This window comes from Bacillus sp. AK128 (assembly GCF_053903075.1).
This window is the reverse complement of sequence record NZ_CP096379.1, coordinates 2,547,083-2,564,762: the sequence shown is the minus strand read 5'-3', so window position 1 is coordinate 2,564,762 and position 17,680 is coordinate 2,547,083. Positions and strand designations below refer to the sequence as shown.

19 protein-coding genes are annotated in these 17,680 nt (G+C 35.0%); 13 read left to right on the top strand and 6 right to left on the bottom strand.

What is annotated here, in order from left to right; genetic code table 11:
• Position 1: 1 nt before the first annotated feature.
• The 6 genes from M1D60_RS12745 to M1D60_RS12720 all read left to right on the top strand — a co-directional run bounded on the left by M1D60_RS12745 (position 2) and on the right by M1D60_RS12720 (position 6,177).
• Positions 2-778, top strand: a complete 777-nt coding sequence (locus M1D60_RS12745; RefSeq protein WP_456275251.1) for a 3-hydroxybutyrate dehydrogenase — start codon at positions 2-4, stop codon at positions 776-778.
• A 94-nt stretch (positions 779-872) separates the two neighbouring features.
• Positions 873-2,246, top strand: a complete 1,374-nt coding sequence (locus M1D60_RS12740) for an MATE family efflux transporter (RefSeq protein ID WP_456275250.1) — start codon at positions 873-875, stop codon at positions 2,244-2,246.
• Between the two features lie 162 nt (positions 2,247-2,408).
• Positions 2,409-3,371 carry an L-lactate dehydrogenase gene (locus M1D60_RS12735; RefSeq protein WP_456275249.1) on the top strand — a complete coding sequence of 321 codons (963 nt, stop codon included), beginning with the start codon at positions 2,409-2,411 and terminating at the stop codon, positions 3,369-3,371.
• A gap of 32 nt (positions 3,372-3,403) precedes the next feature.
• Positions 3,404-4,195 carry a formate/nitrite transporter family protein gene (locus tag M1D60_RS12730; protein WP_456275248.1) on the top strand — a complete coding sequence of 264 codons (792 nt, stop codon included), beginning with the start codon at positions 3,404-3,406 and terminating at the stop codon, positions 4,193-4,195.
• Between the two features lie 204 nt (positions 4,196-4,399).
• Positions 4,400-5,494: an MBL fold metallo-hydrolase gene (locus M1D60_RS12725; RefSeq protein ID WP_456275247.1), complete on the top strand. Its 1,095-nt coding sequence runs from the start codon at positions 4,400-4,402 to the stop codon at positions 5,492-5,494.
• A gap of 209 nt (positions 5,495-5,703) precedes the next feature.
• Complete coding sequence (locus tag M1D60_RS12720; protein ID WP_456275246.1) at positions 5,704-6,177, top strand: hypothetical protein; 474 nt, start codon at positions 5,704-5,706, stop codon at positions 6,175-6,177.
• A gap of 118 nt (positions 6,178-6,295) precedes the next feature.
• Here M1D60_RS12720 and M1D60_RS12715 read toward each other — a convergent pair whose 3' ends face one another.
• Both M1D60_RS12715 and M1D60_RS12710 read right to left on the bottom strand, forming a co-directional pair.
• Positions 6,296-7,051, bottom strand: coding sequence for a YqcI/YcgG family protein (locus M1D60_RS12715; protein ID WP_456275245.1), 756 nt, complete (start codon positions 7,049-7,051; stop codon positions 6,296-6,298).
• A 204-nt stretch (positions 7,052-7,255) separates the two neighbouring features.
• A complete protein-coding gene (locus tag M1D60_RS12710; protein ID WP_456275244.1) occupies positions 7,256-8,290 on the bottom strand; it encodes a DUF2332 domain-containing protein in 1,035 nt (344 codons plus the stop codon).
• Positions 8,291-8,422: 132 nt separating this feature from the next.
• Here M1D60_RS12710 and M1D60_RS12705 point away from each other — a divergent pair, with 132 nt between their 5' ends.
• The 3 genes from M1D60_RS12705 (at position 8,423) to M1D60_RS12695 (ending at position 10,839) form a co-directional block, all read left to right on the top strand.
• Positions 8,423-8,929, top strand: coding sequence for an N-acetyltransferase family protein (locus M1D60_RS12705; RefSeq protein WP_456275243.1), 507 nt, complete (start codon positions 8,423-8,425; stop codon positions 8,927-8,929).
• 100 nt (positions 8,930-9,029) lie between these two features.
• Entirely contained in the window at positions 9,030-9,734 is a 705-nt protein-coding gene (locus M1D60_RS12700; RefSeq protein WP_456275242.1) for an ABC transporter ATP-binding protein, read from the top strand.
• Positions 9,724-10,839, top strand: a complete 1,116-nt coding sequence (locus M1D60_RS12695) for an ABC transporter permease (protein WP_456275241.1) — start codon at positions 9,724-9,726, stop codon at positions 10,837-10,839. Before M1D60_RS12700 ends, M1D60_RS12695 begins: the two co-directional genes overlap by 11 nt.
• A gap of 144 nt (positions 10,840-10,983) precedes the next feature.
• Here the strand turns inward: M1D60_RS12695 and M1D60_RS12690 are convergent, their stop codons facing one another.
• On the bottom strand, positions 10,984-11,604 hold the full coding sequence (locus M1D60_RS12690; RefSeq protein WP_456279439.1) for a methyl-accepting chemotaxis protein: 621 nt from the start codon (positions 11,602-11,604) through the stop codon (positions 10,984-10,986).
• 1,101 nt (positions 11,605-12,705) lie between these two features.
• The gene (locus tag M1D60_RS12685; RefSeq protein WP_456275240.1) at positions 12,706-13,104 is read right to left on the bottom strand and encodes a GNAT family N-acetyltransferase; all 399 of its coding nucleotides are present in this window, start codon (positions 13,102-13,104) and stop codon (positions 12,706-12,708) included.
• A 147-nt stretch (positions 13,105-13,251) separates the two neighbouring features.
• Here M1D60_RS12685 and pdxR point away from each other — a divergent pair, with 147 nt between their 5' ends.
• Positions 13,252-14,697, top strand: a complete 1,446-nt coding sequence (gene pdxR, locus M1D60_RS12680) for a MocR-like pyridoxine biosynthesis transcription factor PdxR (RefSeq protein ID WP_456275239.1) — start codon at positions 13,252-13,254, stop codon at positions 14,695-14,697.
• 549 nt (positions 14,698-15,246) lie between these two features.
• Here pdxR and M1D60_RS12675 read toward each other — a convergent pair.
• Together M1D60_RS12675 and M1D60_RS12670 are read right to left on the bottom strand one after the other, a co-directional pair.
• On the bottom strand, positions 15,247-15,870 hold the full coding sequence (locus M1D60_RS12675) for a LysE family translocator (RefSeq protein ID WP_456275238.1): 624 nt from the start codon (positions 15,868-15,870) through the stop codon (positions 15,247-15,249).
• Between the two features lie 117 nt (positions 15,871-15,987).
• Complete coding sequence (locus M1D60_RS12670; protein ID WP_456275237.1) at positions 15,988-16,245, bottom strand: hypothetical protein; 258 nt, start codon at positions 16,243-16,245, stop codon at positions 15,988-15,990.
• A gap of 202 nt (positions 16,246-16,447) precedes the next feature.
• Here M1D60_RS12670 and M1D60_RS12665 point away from each other — a divergent pair, with 202 nt between their 5' ends.
• The 3 genes from M1D60_RS12665 to M1D60_RS12655 all read left to right on the top strand — a co-directional run bounded on the left by M1D60_RS12665 (position 16,448) and on the right by M1D60_RS12655 (position 17,599).
• A complete protein-coding gene (locus M1D60_RS12665) occupies positions 16,448-16,903 on the top strand; it encodes a hypothetical protein (RefSeq protein WP_456275236.1) in 456 nt (151 codons plus the stop codon).
• A 292-nt stretch (positions 16,904-17,195) separates the two neighbouring features.
• A complete protein-coding gene (locus M1D60_RS12660) occupies positions 17,196-17,378 on the top strand; it encodes a hypothetical protein (protein ID WP_456275235.1) in 183 nt (60 codons plus the stop codon).
• Positions 17,379-17,437: 59 nt separating this feature from the next.
• Positions 17,438-17,599 carry a hypothetical protein gene (locus M1D60_RS12655; protein WP_456275234.1) on the top strand — a complete coding sequence of 54 codons (162 nt, stop codon included), beginning with the start codon at positions 17,438-17,440 and terminating at the stop codon, positions 17,597-17,599.
• The last annotated feature ends 81 nt before the right edge of the window (positions 17,600-17,680 follow it).

Genomic DNA, 17,680 nt, shown 5'->3' with positions numbered 1-17,680 from the left:
AATGCTTGAAAATCAAGTGGTGTTTATAACAGGAGCTGCAAGCGGGATTGGACTTGAAATGGCAAAAGCATTTGCACAAAATGGGGCAAAGGTTGCTTTATCAGATATAAACGAGGAAAAAGTAAAAGAAGCTGCTTCAAGTCTTCGACATGAGGGATTCCATGTAATAGGTATTAAATGTAATGTTACCGTTGAACATGAGCTTAAGTCTGCGCTCGATGAAACAGTTGCTCATTTTGGATCCATACAATGTGTGATTAATAATGCAGGATTGCAATATGTTTCCAATATTGAAGACTTTCCAACTGAGAAATTTGAATCTATGCTTTCTATCATGCTAACTGCACCATTCATGGCTATTAAGCATGTATTTCCGATTATGAAGAAGCAAAAATTTGGGCGTATAATAAATATGGCTTCAATTAACGGACTAGTCGGATTCGCGGGAAAAGCTGCCTACAATAGTGCAAAGCATGGTGTGATTGGATTAACAAAGGTTGCGGCTTTAGAAGGAGCTGAGCATGGAATCACGGTGAACGCGGTTTGTCCAGGTTATGTAGACACACCACTTGTTCGTAACCAACTAGAGGATTTATCGAAAACCAGAGGGGTGCCATTAGAAAAGGTAGTGGAGGAGGTCATTTATCCATTAGTTCCACAAAAGAGATTGTTACAAGTTGAAGAAATCTCAAATTATGTTATGTTTTTGGCAAGTAATCAAGCAGGGGGAATCACAGGGCAAGCTTGTACAATAGATGGAGGTTATACGGCGCAATAAAAAAAGAGAGTTGGAAAAATCTTATAGCAAGCAATATTATTATTTATAGACTATAATGAAGTTTTCAATCTAATAAACTAGGAGTTTATCATCCATGAAACAAACAGACACCCTAAGGGGGAAAATAAACCAAATTACATTCTTGCTAATCCCAATTTTAATTACACAGCTCGGAATGTTTTCAATGGTCTTCTTTAATACAATCATGTCCGGAAAATATAACCCTTCTGATTTGGCAGGAGTAGCAATTGGCTCTGCAATCTGGAGTCCAGTGTTTATAGGGTTAAGTGGCATTTTACTAGCGGTTTCACCTATTGCAGCACAGCGTTTTGGAGAGAAAAAGAAAAGGGAGGTTTCTTCCATTGTTTCTCACGGAATTTACCTTGCACTCATTATTGCATCTATCATTATATTACTCGGTTATCTCTTTTTAGATGGTTTACTCGGATTAATGGATGCTGCTCCAGAGGTTCAAACGATTGCTTTTGATTACTTAGTGGGTCTTAGCTATGGAATTATTCCATTGTTTATTTTTAACGTACTTAGGTCCTTTATTTATGCTCTTGGTGAAACAAGAGTAGTCATGATTATTATGTTACTTTCGCTACCCGTAAATTTTATCTTAAATTATGTGTTAATTTTTGGGGAGTGGGGATTTCCTGAACTTGGTGGTGCTGGTGCAGGATATGCAACCTCGATTACGTACTGGATGATCGCTTTTATTACTGCTCTTATCGTCAAAACAAAGGAACCATTCTCTCTTTATTTATCTTTAACAGATTTAAAATCATTTACATGGAAAAAGAGTAAAGAAATTTTAAAAATTGGAGTCCCAATGGGGCTATCGAGTTTTTTTGAAACGAGCATGTTTGCAATAGTGACCATATTAATTAGTCAGTACGCTATTTCCACAATTGCAGCCTATCAATCAGCTCTTAATATTGTCTCATTTCTATATATGATCCCGATTAGTATATCTATGGCCCTAACGGTGCTCGTTGGTTTTGAGGTTGGGGCAGGACGTTACAAAGATGCGAAGACATATAGTTGGTTGGGAATCAATTTATCCATTATAGTCGCCTTAGTTACAGGTCTGTTAGTCGTCATTTTTAGATATCAGGTGGCAGGTTTATACTCAAATGAACCAGAGGTTATCACATTAATTGCAAGCTTCTTGATTTATGCATTATTCTTCCAAATGGCAGATGCACTCCAAGCTACTGCGCAGGCCGCGTTAAGAGGATATAAGGATGTGAATATTGCTTTTATCATGACGTTAATCTCATATTGGCTGATCTGCCTACCAGTTGGATATCTTTTAGCCAATTACACAAGTCTTGATGCTGCAGGATATTGGATTGGTTTAACGGTTGGGTTATTAGCTGCAGGTATTGGGTTATCAGGACGACTTATATATATACAAAAGAAACAATTTAGTCGAACCCTAGTAAAAGCAATTCACTCATAAATAAAAAAGATAGTAGGATTAAAAAGGATCCTACTATCTTTTTTTGTTGCAAAAAAAATAACTAAAAAATTTTTACCAAAGCATGTTTTTATAACAATAGGTAAACATATTGATGTTCTCTATTACTTTACAGATTAATTCTTACTCGAGAGGATGAACATATTGACAAGGGAAAGAATCAATAAGGTTGCTTTAATTGGTACTGGATTTGTTGGGTCAAGCTATGCATTTGCCCTTATGAATCAAGGGATTGGCGATGAGCTGATTATGATCGATGTTAATAAAGGAAAAGCAAAGGGCGATGTGATGGATCTAAATCATGGAAAGGTATTTGCTCCTCATCCACTTAGTATCCGCTTTGGTGAGTACAAAGATTGTGGAGATGTTGATTTAGTTGTTATTTGTGCAGGAGCTAATCAAAAGCCAGGTGAAACTCGTCTCCAATTAGTTGATAAAAACTTAAAAATATTTAAAGAAATCGTTGAACATGTCATGGAAAGTGGATTTGATGGAATCTTCCTAGTTGCTACAAATCCAGTCGATATCTTAACCTATGCCACATGGAAATACAGTGGTTTGCCAAAAGGACGAGTGATTGGTTCTGGTACCATCCTAGATACGGCTAGGTTTAGATTTTTACTTGGAGATTACTTTAAAGTTGCCCCTCAAAATGTTCATGCTTATATTATCGGGGAACATGGTGATAGTGAGTTACCCGTTTACAGTGCAGCAGATGTTGGAGGCATACCTGTTCTTAAATTAATGAATCGCAATGACAGGTATAAAAAAGAAGATCTAGATGAGATATTTATCAATGTCAGGGATGCAGCCTATCAGATTATTGAAGGAAAAGGTGCTACCTATTATGGTATTGCAATGGGGCTTGTTCGAATTACGAAAGCAATTTTACATAATGAAAATAGCGTGTTAACAGTGTCAGCTCATCTTGACGGAGAATATGGTCAAAAGAATGTTTACATCGGTGTCCCTGCCATTATAAATCGATCAGGAATCCGTGAAATTATCGAATTAGAATTAAGTGAAGAAGAACATCAAAAGTTTAAACATAGTTCAACGGTTTTAAAGGATATATTAAGTCCACATTTTAATGAAGTAAACCAATAGATATCTATAAGCAGGGAGATTGGTCACTTACTATGGAGATTAATGCTTTATCCGAGGTTGAAAAGCTTGCGAAAAAAAAGGAAAACCTATATCAAACCAATCCACTTCACTATATTCTTAGATCTGCACTTGCAAGTATGTTTGTTGGGATTGGTGTTATTGTGGCTTTCAGGAGTGGTGGTTATTTTTATACCGAACATTCTCCATTTGCCTACCCAATTGCAGCGCTCACCTTTGGTACAGCAATCATTTTGATTGCCTATGGAGGAGGAGACTTGTTCACTGGTAACACTTTTTATATGTCCTATGCTGCCTATCGGAAGAAAATGAACTGGTCTATGGTTGTAAAGTTATGGACGGTTAGCTATATAGGAAATATTATAGGGGCAATTGTTTTCGCCTTCCTTATATATACAACAGGACTTTTTTCTGCAACTACAGTCAATAGTTTTTTATTAACGGTAGTTGAGAAAAAAATGCAAACCCCTATATCAGAATTATTTTTCCGAGGGATCCTTTGTAATTGGCTCGTTTGCCTTGCATTCTTTATTCCAATGAGTCTAAAAGGAGAAGGAGCAAAGCTTTTTGTCATGATTCTATTTGTATTTTGCTTTTTTATCTCGGGTTATGAACATAGCATTGCCAATATGTGTACCTTCGCGATTGCTCTTGTTTTAGATCATCCAGGGACAATCTCATTCAATGGAGTCATATACAATTTGGTACCTGTTACAATTGGGAATTTAATTGGTGGAAGTGTGTTTATGGGTTGGATGTACTATTTTGTAAATAAGCCGTATTTCGAAAAAGAAAGTGAGTATTAAATTCATTTCAGTGACTACAAATTATTAAGAACCGACAACCCTCGATTAACAGTTCAAGGGTTTTTTTATTTCTTTCCTAATCGGACAATCATGTAACCATTCCGTACTTATTATATTGAAGATAAATAACTTGCATAATAGTAACTGATTCCCTTTTAGAAAGAGTATAATTTGTATAAAAACATTACTTGAGGGGTACTTGCCATGCTGTTTATATTATTTTTACTCATATTAATGGTCGGAACAATACTATTTCTAAACCATCCAACCTTTGGTGGAAAGATTAGTAAAGAGGATCGGCAGACTTACCATCGTTTTAAAAACTATCGAAACGGTAAGTTTATCAATCAAGCCCCAACAGACATGAAAATGAGCGTTCATACAATCATGTCGCTTATGAAAGATTCAATGATAGGAAAAAAGAAACGTAAGCCCAGTAAAATAATCCCGATATCACCTATAAATTGGGAGCAGGTAATGCTAGATGAAGATAGCATTACATGGTTTGGACATTCATCATTTTTAATTAGTATAGATAGTAAAAAGATATTGATTGACCCAATGTTCGGTCCTTCACCTTCACCACTATCAATTGTTGGAAGCAAACGCTATAGTCAAGATTTATTACCAATTATCGATGAACTACCTTTTATTGATGCTGTCCTTATTACTCACGATCATTATGATCATCTGGATTATCCATCCATACTTAAACTTAAAGAAAAAGTGAAACATTTCTTTGTTCCATACGGGGTGGGAGCACATCTATTGCGTTGGGGAGTTACAAGTGACAAGTTCACTGAGATGAATTGGTGGGATGAACATAGCTTTGAGGGATTAACGATTGCTGCTGTTCCTTCTCAACACTTTTCTGGAAGAGGAATGCTGAACCGAGAATCTACTCTATGGACTGGTTGGGTGATACTCGGTAATGGTTCAAGGTTATACACTAGTGGTGATGGAGGATATGGGGAACATTTTAAACAAATCGGAGAGAAGTATGGTCCTTTTGATTTAACTCTAATTGAAGGGGGGCAATATGATCATCGATGGTCATCTATTCATATGGTCCCAGAAGATTCAGTACAAGCTCACTTGGATGTTAAAGGTAAAAAGATGTTCCTTTCACATTGGGGAGCATTTACACTTGCTTTCCATGGATGGAAAGATCCAATAGAGCGTGCCTGTATAAAAGCAACAATAGAGGACGTTGAATTGATTACCCCCAAGATAGGTGAAACTGTTCTTCTAAACGAAAAAGAAAGTGTCTCCTCGGGATGGTGGAGGGAATTTGTTTAAGTTTACGGAAAATAAATCGTTCTAATTAATAATGCGACTCTTAAGTAGACCAGTGTAGAGAAGCAGTAGTTATCCACTAATTCATAATTTGAGAGGTTTTTATGGTTCTTTTAAGAAGGAAAGAGTATGTAGAGCTTCAATTCATTTTGGAGTATTCCTGTATAATGCTATAATATTTAAAGGTAAATTTATAAACCATCGGAGGAATTATGTTAACATTTGAACAAAAACTAAGCGTAATAGAATCATTCTCAGAATTAGTTCGTAAGGATGTGTCATTAAAAAGGGTGAATTTTCACTTTGAAGAAAGTGGTAGTGACAGAAAGAATGTAGTCTATCATTTACATCCAAACGGAAATGGCTATGTTTATACAGAATTAATTGATGGTTATGAGATGGACGATAAAGGTATGACTAACATCAGAGACTTCACTGAAGATGAACTGCGTACAGTCATAGAAAAATCGATTGAATCATTATCTATACATGTCGAACCAGAAGCAACAATTACTACTGAATTTGAAGAAGAGACATGGATGAATGCGGACAAACACTCTCTAACTGTAATACTGGAGGAAGATATGTGGAATGTTTATGCAGGTAGAAACTTGGATGGTACATTCCCATCCTATAATGAAGCAAAACAATACTTAGAGGAAGAAGGCTTTCGAAAGAGAAGATAAAAGCTTGTGATTAACCAATCCATGACTTGTTTAATGGGTACATTAAAATACAGCTTTGTATAAGTAATTGCTTTAGTCAATCGCAGAAACGAAAATAGAGCCTTCCCACAGAAGAGCTCTATTTTTTATCCTTCATATCAAAAGAACCCAATGCTTTATGAAAAGGACATTTGGACAGAGATGAGTGATCATCATGTAAAAAATATTGCTTCCACTCAAAGTTATTCTCTTGACCATAACTGTTTAAGTCAGGATGAATTGAAATAGAGTCATAGTTTTCAAGTCTTTTTCTTATTTGCGGCTTTATTTTGTTAGCCAACGCAGGTTTTGCATGGAATTCTTCAAGTACCCATCGAGGTGTTATAGCTAACATAAAGTAAGAAGAGTGTCTACTTTGTCTATTTTGGTGTGAAGGTGTACCGCAATACATAAAATATTGTTCATTATGAAAGCAGAATTCCCATAATGGATCATTCGGATCCAAAGGAATATGTGTAGGCCAATCCATTTCATCCAGTTTACTAATTTCGTTCAAATGTTCCCAAAATATCTCTTCGAACTGTTCTACACTATATGAAGCCTTTAAAGCTTCAGGTGTTTTATAAAATACAATCAGGGAGGTATATTTCCCGTAGCTCCTTGATGTTTTTGTATATTCTTTTAATAGTAATGCAAGCTCACATAAAGTAGAAGGTTCACGTGGATCTCCAATAAATCCATACCTAAAATGTTGAAGAGAATGTCCTTGAGTGGCTGGAATACACGGAAAGGGTTTTTCTTTGTTCTCCAACTTTGTTTTAAATTCTTGATAAGCTTTATTCTGCCAAGAGTGTGGTTCAAGATTTTCCAGTTGAATGTCTGTTAATAAGCCCATTACTTTTTTCACCTCCTAGACGCTTTAATAGTGTATTCAAAAGCGTTGAGTAGGTGATTGTCCAAGTATTATAATGATGAAAAATGGATGGCAGCGGGTTTTAAATCCTGTTATTGATTATAAAATTCACATTCTGATACAAATCAAAGCTTAGGTCTAAGATCCAAAATTTAAATACATATGGCAATTAAAAAAACGAGAATTTTACATCTCGCTTTTTGATAGTTCCCAAGTAAACCAACGACCGTGACCTTCAGTGTTACCAATGATATTTTCGTATTCAATTTGGTCTACTATATAATCTAGGTGTAGCCTTTGGTCCCAAATATTATTATAGAGATGGAAGACTTCACGGGAACTACCAATCTCCTTAATAGTTTGGAGTAGCTTATGTTTACTTTCTACAGAGAATTGGTTTGCAACATGGGTATGGAAGATACAAATGGTATACTCGCTAGGGATTTCAGCTGCTATTTTAGATAGTAAATCAATTCCATCGCCCTCAATTAAATTTACAGGAGTCTCTTTTATACAAGAAGCAGCCTGCTCTAACAATCTAATTCTCTCAGCGTGTTCAGGCCATATAAGTGCTTTTAACCATAAAAAGTCTTCATTATTTCTAACGTCATTTAAATGTAAATCAACTCCAATCCTCAAACCAACTGGAGGGCTTACAGGAAATAAAGCCGGAGAAATATCACCTTTTATATCTGCTGTAAGTTCAAGCATAGCATCCTTATTTCCATAAACGTGATCAGTTCCGTAACGATATCGATATTTATCCCATAAAAGCTGAAATCCTGCACTTGTACCTATTTCAATTAAAGCTAACGGCTTATTAATAATAGAATAGATGTGACAGAAGCTAGGATATAGGTAGGTGCAACGTCTAACTTCATTTGTTTGGACAAGTTTAGACTTTAAAATCATCGTTATTTCTTCTTTGTACATGCTACAAAAATCCTTGAATGGTAGATACGACGAGGCTAAATCTATAGGTTGTTGCTGTAAACTTGGGTAAAACCTACGTAATGGGTGTTGATTACCTTTAAACAATAAGTAATGGACAGCAGCGAACAATAAGTTAGGAATGGGTTTTGACCTAGCATTTTCACATAGTTTAAGTATTTCTTGATCATTTGATATTTCAATGGCAAGATGCTCATAAAGAGGACTTGATCCTCTACATTCAGTTTGGGCAAACTTTTTAAATTGTTCGGACAAAAGGGTATGGTTCAACGGAAAACCTCCTTTGGAAATTTTAATAGTTTTTTATTATAGTAATTCTATAGAAGGTGATAAGGTTCCTTTATAATATATTAATAGTTTTCTGTTTTTATGGTAATATTATACAAAAAAGGGGAGAGTAAAATGGAGATTAGACCTGCAACAGTAGAAGATGCTCCGGCTATTGCCAAAGTTCATGTAGATAGCTGGAAATCTACCTATAAAGATATCATGAGTGCTGAGTACTTAAGCAACTTATCTTACGGAAGTCGTGAAGATCTTTGGAAAACAGTAATTCCAGGTGGGGGCGTTTTTGTGGCCTTGAATGATTCTAAAGAGATCGTTGGGTTTGCTTCTGGTGGGAAAGAAAGGTCCAAAGAATATGCTGGTTATGATGGGGAAGTATACGCGATCTATTTGCTTGAGCATGCTCAAAGAAAAGGAATAGGTAGAAAGTTAATACAGGCGGTTGTACAAGATTTACATAAAAAACAGATTTATTCGATGATCATTTGGGTTCTTGAAGATAATCCATCTACTTTGTTTTATCAAGCTTTAGGTGGTCAAATCATAGACAAGATGAATATTGAAATGGATGGAAAAATTCTTAAGGAAATAGCATTTGGTTGGAAACAAATTGATTTCCTATAAGAACTACAACACACATAAACCAGGTCTATATAAAAAAATTTGAAACGGTTTCTTCTTACAAACGTATATGTACATATCTACCAAAACGGGGGAGAAGAGTTTGTTATTAAAGGTCAAGATTGAGGAAGCAGGTTATCAAAATGAACAACCAGTAATAAGAAATATTGACTTTTCGATTAAACCAGGTGAATTGGTCGGCTTAATAGGACCTAATGGTGCGGGTAAAAGTTCAACCATAAAAACCATATTAGGAATTATGAGTCATGTCAAGGGTACGGTGAACGCTGAGGATTTTGCTTATATCCCAGAAAGGCCTATTTTTTATGACAGACTCACTTTGTGGGAGCATATTGAGTTTTTATTATCAACAATGACTGTCAAAGAGGAAGGATTTTATCAAAAAACAAATGAGTTACTGGAAGAGTTTCAGCTTTCTCATGTTATTCATCATTTTCCAGATAGCTTTTCTAAAGGAATGCAGCAAAAGTGCATGATTATTTTAGCCTTCTTAAAGCAACCGAATTTGTACATTATTGATGAGCCATTTATGGGACTTGATCCAAAAGCCGTCAAACACTTATTACAATTAATAAATAAAGAAAAAGCTAGAGGAGCAGGGATTTTAATGTCTACTCATGTTTTAGATACAGCTGAAAAGGTTTGTGACCGATTTGTCATGGTATCGAATGGACAGCTCATCATGCAAGGCACCTTAGAAGAAATTCGTAAAGGAAGTGGCTTATCTACAGGTTCTTTATTTGATTGCTTTGATGTCTGTACAGAGCGTGATTTCTATGTCAAGTAAAAGACTATTTTTTAAAAGAATAATCAACTCTTGGAGGGAACAGTGGGGAGTTATTCATTCTGTACTGGATTGGACAGTTATCCTTTATATGGCTATACCTTCTATTATATTTGGCTGTCTTTTCTATAAAGATCTTTGGGAGAATGTACACCTATATTGGAGTAAAGAATTACCAGCAATGATGATTATCATCCTATTACTTTTAGTTTCTTTCATGGGTAATTTTAGGACATTTATAATGAATGCAGATTTATTATTTTTAATTCAAAGGCCCAAAACCCTAAAAACACTCAAAATGTTAGGGTTTTGGTATACTTTCATACAGAAATTACTTACAGTATCTTGTTTGATGGTTATTGTTTTACCAATCCTAAAAGGGATTTATGATCTTTCCCCTCAAGAAATTGTGGATATAGCTGTGTATGTAATGGCAAGTTCGCTTGTATTCTTAACTATAAAAAAGGTGATGAATCAAGGCATTGTGAAGTGGATTTGCTTAGCAGTTATTTTGACTGTATCTATTGTGATTTACCCTTTTGTACCTTTTTACATGAGCATGTTGTTTACCATAGTAATCATTGTTTTCCATATGCTATACATCGTAAGTAAAAAACATTGGTTTATGAGAGAAATAGAGATAGAAGAGCTCGAGAAGGTTAAGTATATGAAGCTAATTTTGAACTTTTCAACAGAAGTAGAAAAGGTACCTTCCTATCATTCTAAAAAACCACTAATTCTTTGGAGACAATCAGGTAAGATATTTAAGAAGAGAAACCAGCAAAATGGTTTGCTAGAATTCTTAATTAAAGGTTTTTTTCGGGATCGAACATTGTTATTTACTTATTTACAGCTTACCTTTTTAACATGCTCAGCTATTCTCATTCTACCTTTATGGCTTAAATGGGTAGTCTTGATTCTTTTTATCCTGTTTATGAATGTATGGATGAATGCCCTGTATCATAAGCTGTTAGCGAGTCCTTTTTTTTCAGTGGTTTCAACTAATGAGGATGTAGAATTGGAAGTTTCGATAAGATTTAAAAGATTATTCGTTTCACCCTCTGTTATCGTTACGGGAGTGCTAACAATATTGGTGACGATCTTATAGATTTCACTCACATAGAGTTTAACGGGAGTAGTATACCCAAACTAAATGTCACGAAAGCAACAAAGTTAGAAAAGAGCCTAGAAAAAGATCACCTTTCTTTAAGTAAAAGGTGATCTTTTCATGTGGGTTAAGAAACTAGCCTTATTATTTGTTAAAGCTAACTTTTATTTTTTCAGCACTTGAAGCTAATTCTTCAATGTAGCTAGCAATCTGAACATGATCACTACTGATTGTCTCGATCGTTGAGCTCATCTCTTGAAGACCAGCTGAAGCCTCCTCAATAATGGAAGCAAGCTCAGAGGTAGATGCTTCAACATCCGTTGATTTAACTTTAACATCATTCATAAAATGTTCAAAGCTAGCAAATTTTTGATTTAAATGGTTTACAGTTTCATTTAGTTCACCAAAGTAAGAGGCAATCTCATTTGTCGTTTTGATACTTTCGTTAAACTTTTTAGAGCTACTTGATACTTTCTCTAGTGCAATAGAATTCGTTTCATTAACATCTGAAAGGTTTCGGGTAATATTTTCAGTTGTTAATTTAGTTGTTTCTGCTAATTTTCGAATTTCTTCAGCTACAACGGAAAATCCTTTTCCTGCATCCCCAGCTCTTGCAGCTTCTATACTTGCATTTAAAGCAAGTAAGTTAGTTTGAGCAGTAATATCCTTAATGGTTACAGCCAAATTATTTGTCTCATGAATTTTGTGGGTTAAAGTTTCAAAGGTAATATTAAGTTCATTAATAAGCATTGTTAGAACATTCATTTCTTCCTGAAAGCTTTTCATTTTTTCGGTACCATTTTTAGCGATATTTTGAGTGTACTCGGAATCAGAATAAAGCTCTTTTGTTACGATCTCCATTTTACTCATGGCAACAACATTGGAAGTAGCATGCTCAGAGATAAGTGAGACCTGGACATTTTGAGTCTGACTGCCTGCAGCGACCTCTTGTATGGCAACATTCATTTCCTTTTGAGACTCTGAATTTTGTTGCATTTGTCTATTAATTTTATTGATTTTTTCAGTTATACTAGCTACTTCTACCTCTAATAATCTCTTTTGTTCCTGTTTTTCAATCGCGCTTTCTTCAGCATTCTTGAGTAAATCTTCGACCGTTCTTTGTTGGCCACCACTAATTTTAATTAAGTACCAAAGCGCAAGGCCTGCAAGGAGATAGGTTAACAATCCAGTAGGAAAGGCTTCTTTTGTATAAGGGTCACTAGTTAGAAGGAAATTAGAAATAAATGCTACCAATCCTAAAGAGAAACCAATTAAGAATAACTTTCGGTTGAAAGGAATAGCAAAATAAACTAAAAAGAAGGAAAGGATTTGGTATTGATTAGGGCTTCCACCCTTTAAAATTATTATCATAAATGTTCCGGTTAGCATTAAAACCAAACTTATGAAGGGAAACCATTCTTCTTTTTTTAATGAATATCTTAATAGGACAAAACTAGCAATAAAAAGTGTAATTTGAGTAGAGTAAATGATAGTAGTTAAGATATCGTTAGTTAAAATTGTGTAAAGGATTGCAACTAGACTTGAAAATAAGAAAGAGTAAAACATAATATTATTCTTTTGCTTTAATGTTTTGGCATTCATCCTTTGGATTTCATTCAAATTGACCACTCCGTCATGTTTAATAGGTATAATGACATAGTACCCACTTTGGCGAATATTGTAAATAGTTAAAATAATTTGTCTGTAAGTGTTTTCATTTTTTCTTTAAGGATATAGTGGAACCAATTTCAAGAATGAACTAACAACTAAATATGCCTGTTCATGCTTCCATAAAAAGTATATAAAAAAGGGGGATTCCCTTTTTTATACACAATACGTACGGATGTGGGAGAGCAAAAAATAGCGTTACCTACTTCTCGGAATAAAAAATCCATTTTCCACTTTGGAAAATCCGATATGAGGATAATATTCCATAGCAATTGATGAGGCTAGTAAAAGTAGTGTAGCCTCTTCGCTAATATCTTTTTTCACCAGTTCTACGAGCTTCCGACCAATACCTTGGTGTTGGTATTCTTTATGAACAGCTAAGTCAGATAGGTAACAACTATAACAAAAATCTGTAAGTGCTCTAGCTACACCCACTAATTTGTTCTGATCCCAAGCTGTTATGAGCAGGTCAGCGTTGTCGATCATCTTCTCCAAACGGGTTAAATCCTCGTAGGGTCGATTGAGTCCAGATTGCTTAAAAAGGTCTCCAAGTTCCTGACTGGTAATCTTGCTTTTTTTATAAATAATTTCTGTCATGTTGAATTCCTCCTACTCTTGAAAAAATTGGCTTGACGGTTACCAAGTTTTTCTAATAAATTGATTATAGAAGATGACTGACCGGTGAAAAAGTGCCAGTTTTAGTTAAAATAACCATGCCAGTTTAAATAAAAGGGAGAGGGTTAAATGAATGAAATAACACCAGTACTAGATCACTCAAAACCGGAACCACTCTATTTGCAGCTCTATACATATATAAAACAAGAGATTCATCATGGAAGAATTAAACCTGGGATGAAGCTACCTTCCAAACGAAAGCTTTCAAATCACCTATCCATTAGTCAACATACTGTTGAAACGACCTATATGCAATTACTTGCAGAGGGGTATATAGAAAGCAAACCAAGAGTTGGGTTGTTTGTAGTGGAGTTAGAGGAGCACCTATCTTCGAACATTCAAGGAGACGTTTTTCCGAATTCAAGAAATAGGGAGGAAAGACTAGACGAGTATTCGGTCGAATTTAGTCATGGTAAAATTGCTGTTGAATATTTTCCATATACAACCTGGAGAAAACTAACCGTTGAGTCTCTATATGAAGAACAGAGTCAGCTTTTATCTAGTGGAGATGACCAAGGTGAATATGTGTTAAGAGAAGAGATAAAGAAATATTTGTATCAATCACGTGGTGTAAGCTGCTCTGCCGACCAAATTATTATTGGAGCGGGGACCCAATATTTAATAAGTTTAATGACATTGATCATTGGAAGAGATGCTACATACTCAATGGAGGACCCAGGTTTTCACCGCACTAGAGAAGTATTTAAGGATCAAGGTGTAGACCTTAAACCAATTCCACTTGATAGCAATGGGTTAGATATTAATAAATTAGTAGAAAGTAAAGCTACGATTACTTATGTAACTCCCTCTCATCAATTCCCAACTGGGATAATAATGCCCATCACAAGGCGAATGGAGCTTTTAAAATGGGCACAAGAGAACAAGGGCTATATTATTGAAGATGACTATGACGGGGAATTCCGTTATAAAGGAAAGCCAATACCTTCCTTACAAGGATTGGATCATCATAATCGAGTTGTATACTTAGGAACCTTTTCAAAGTCCTTAATCCCTTCTATTCGGATAAGCTATGCAGTTTTGCCTAACGACTTACTAACTAGATATCATGAACATTTCTCAATCTATAAACAAACAGTCTCAAGATTTCATCAGCAAACATTATATTATTTTATGAAGAAAGGCCATTGGGAATCTCATTTAAATCGAATGAGGACAATTTACCGAAGAAGACAAAAAGCGATCCTAACAAATATAGAAGAGAATTTTGGAAATAAAATTAAAATTATCGGTGAAGATTCGGGGTTACATTTTCTTGTCCAAATCAATAATAATATGTCAGAAGATGAGTTGATTCAGAGTGCAAAGGAATTCAAGGTAAAGGTTTTTCCAACTTCCATTTATTATCATGAACTAAAAGGTGATATGAGCCCGAGAATATTAATGGGGTTTGGTGGACTTAGTGAGGAAAAAATTAAAGAGGGAATCCAACTACTAAAAAGAGCCTGGTGTTTGAATGGTGAAAAGAATTCAAACTCAAATGAAGACTTGAATTAATTATTCTGTATTTAAATTGGAAAGGGGCTGGGACAAAACCTGATACACCGGTCTCAAAGCCGAACAATCTCTAAATTAGTTTACTATCAAATTTATACTGTTTTCGTTTACTTTATTACTAATAAACTAGTTAAGCTAGATGAACATGGTTGTTCCATTGCGCTGCAAACACTCGCTTTCCGCGGGGAGGAATCTGAGCCTCCTCATTGAAAAGTGGAAGTGCCCCGGTTAGCTCCGACAAGCAAATGTTCCTACATCAAGAAAAGGGTGCTCTTTCCCATTTCTTGATGTAGGGTTATTTGACCTCGAGGAGCTGGGCACTGCAACTAGACAAGCTACGCCTGCGGGGTCTCAGCCTTTCCTCTATCTCCCGCAGGAGTCGAGTGTCTTCCGCTCCATTCCACTAGTAATTAAAAAATAGAATGCAATATCAACAAACCAATTGAAAGTCACAAATAAAGACCCGAACTAGTAGGTGAAAGATACATCAAAATATCACCTAATAGTTCGGGTTTATCACTGGCTGAAATACTTATGTCCCAACTTCTACTACTTTTGACTAAAAGCAATTTGCAACCCTATAAAACAAAGAATTACACCTTTTATTACGTTCATTCTATTGGAAATCCATGGTTTACCTAATAGTATGTCGCGAACCTTATCTGAGAATAAGCTTACAAATGTAAAAATTAAAAAGGCTTGAACCATAAAAAGTACGCCGAGAAAAAGCATTTGGTAAGGGACAGGTCCGATCGTTTTATTTATAAATTGTGGTAAAAGGGAAAGAAAGAATAAGGAAACCTTTGGATTTAAGATATTCATTAAAATCCCTTTTTTATATAAGTTAAAATAATTGAGGGTTTTCTGGTTTCCGATTAATAGGTTGGATTCTTTATCTTTAATGGCTTGCCAAGCTAAATATAATAAGTAGGCAGCACCTGCATATTTTACAAGCGTAAAAGCAATAGCTGATTGATAAATCATAGCGGATATTCCGAGAGTAGCAGCCGTAATATGAACAAGAAGTCCCGTACAAAGACCTAAAGCAGTTGCAATACCTGCTCGTTTATTTTGTGAAATACTTTGTGCAATGACAAACAAAATATCAGGTCCAGGCATTAGTGTTAACATAATAGCTACCCCTAAAAACGATAAAATCATCATCACATCCATCAACATTCCCCCGTGTTAAGTGTACTGGTATTATAATCCATTTTTCCTTTCCTAGATAGCGTATTTTAAAACGAATACAAATTATAACTAGCTGTTTACATAAGAGAGTGTTAATTGTTATTCATTTTCATCAAATGGATTGGGGTCCGGAATAATGGTTGTATTATCTGTTCCTGGATCGTTAGGATCGCTCATCAAAAAATTTCCAAAGCCGTCATTAGGATTATCCATTTCACCATTTATTCCTTCATATCGAACTGGATTGTATTGAATGTTATTTTCCTCCTCTTGATTCGTTAGATTATTCTCATTTGCAACTCCACAAGCAGTTAAAGAAAGATGTAAAAATAAAAGTACAACGATTAATTTCTTCATATTTTCCTCCTTAAAATTAGTCGAATTACCTAGGCAGATGAGATGTTATTAAGCACATATGCAAGGAAAGCTAGCATATGTTACAGAGCTGCTACTTAAAGTATTTGTTAATTTTTCGAATTTCATTTACAACAATTTGAAAGGTTTGACGTTTAGAAATGAGACAAACAGTGAAATAGATAGGTAAGGAGGGGTACAAGAAATGAAATATACACTACTAACTGTTCTAGCAATCGTACTACTCTCAGGTTGCAGTTACGTGACAGAAGATGAGGCTAAGGAAATAGAAGAGGAAATGGAGCAAACATCTGAAATAATTGGCTCTGAGTTAATTTCAGTGGTTGATGAAATGAATCAAGAACTTAATGAAGCAGCTAATCAAGTACAGGAAATTTATATTGATGAAGGTGAACAAGCCATCATTGTCCGAGATGTCCTATTACCTTTAAATGAGGAAGGTTACGATAATCTGTACGGTTATATAGAAGAGTCTAAATATGAAAACATAGAGCAAATGAGAGAAAATGGTGAGGTCTTATATATTGAAGAACAAACCGAGGTAGAAGTGTTAGAACGAGATTATTTACAAGCAAGAGTAAGAATTGAGTCTACCGATGAAGAAGGGTATCTACCTGTAAAATATTTAGAACAACTATAAACATTTAATTAGGCAATCCATTAGTTAGTAGATAACTAGTGGATTGTTCTGTTTTACAGATAAAAAAAGAAACTTAATCCAACAGTTAATTTAACTTTCGAGTAGACAACAAGATATAAATGATGAACCGAATTGTATTGATGAATCTTAAGAAAGTAAGATTCAGTGAAGGAGTAATAATGTTTTTGTTGAAATATATGTAAGGACAAATTTATAAGAGTGCAAATGAAGTAAGGTATATCCTTATATTTGGATGGTGCCTGCTTTATAAGGTTAGTTTGGGGGTCCTTGCATGGAGTTAATAGGTCAGGCTATATTTGTTTACATTATTTCACTATTTATCTTATATATTGTTATTGAGACTGCTGTGAGAAGAGGTATTAACAGTTCTATTATTGGTAGATATTTAGAGAAAAAATATGGAGTTTCTGAAACGAAAAAGTCCTTCCTTGATGATGATTTGGATCAAGATTAATAAAGATTGTATAAAAACAGATGAGTCGAAAGGAGTAGATTTATGGAGGAGGACATGGAATGAGAGTAGTTGACGAAGATAATCATTTCATGGGATTGAATGAAACAGGTAAAGACAAATATAGCATGAAAGCAGAAAAGGATGGGGTATATAAGATTGTCTTGAAAGGCAATGAGATTAAAGGAGGTTTTGATGTCAAGTGGACAATTCAGTCAGACTGATTGGTACAAATTGTCCGTATGATAATGAATAGTGGGCCATTTTTAGAAAGCATATTCTTAAACTATTTATATCCCTAATTA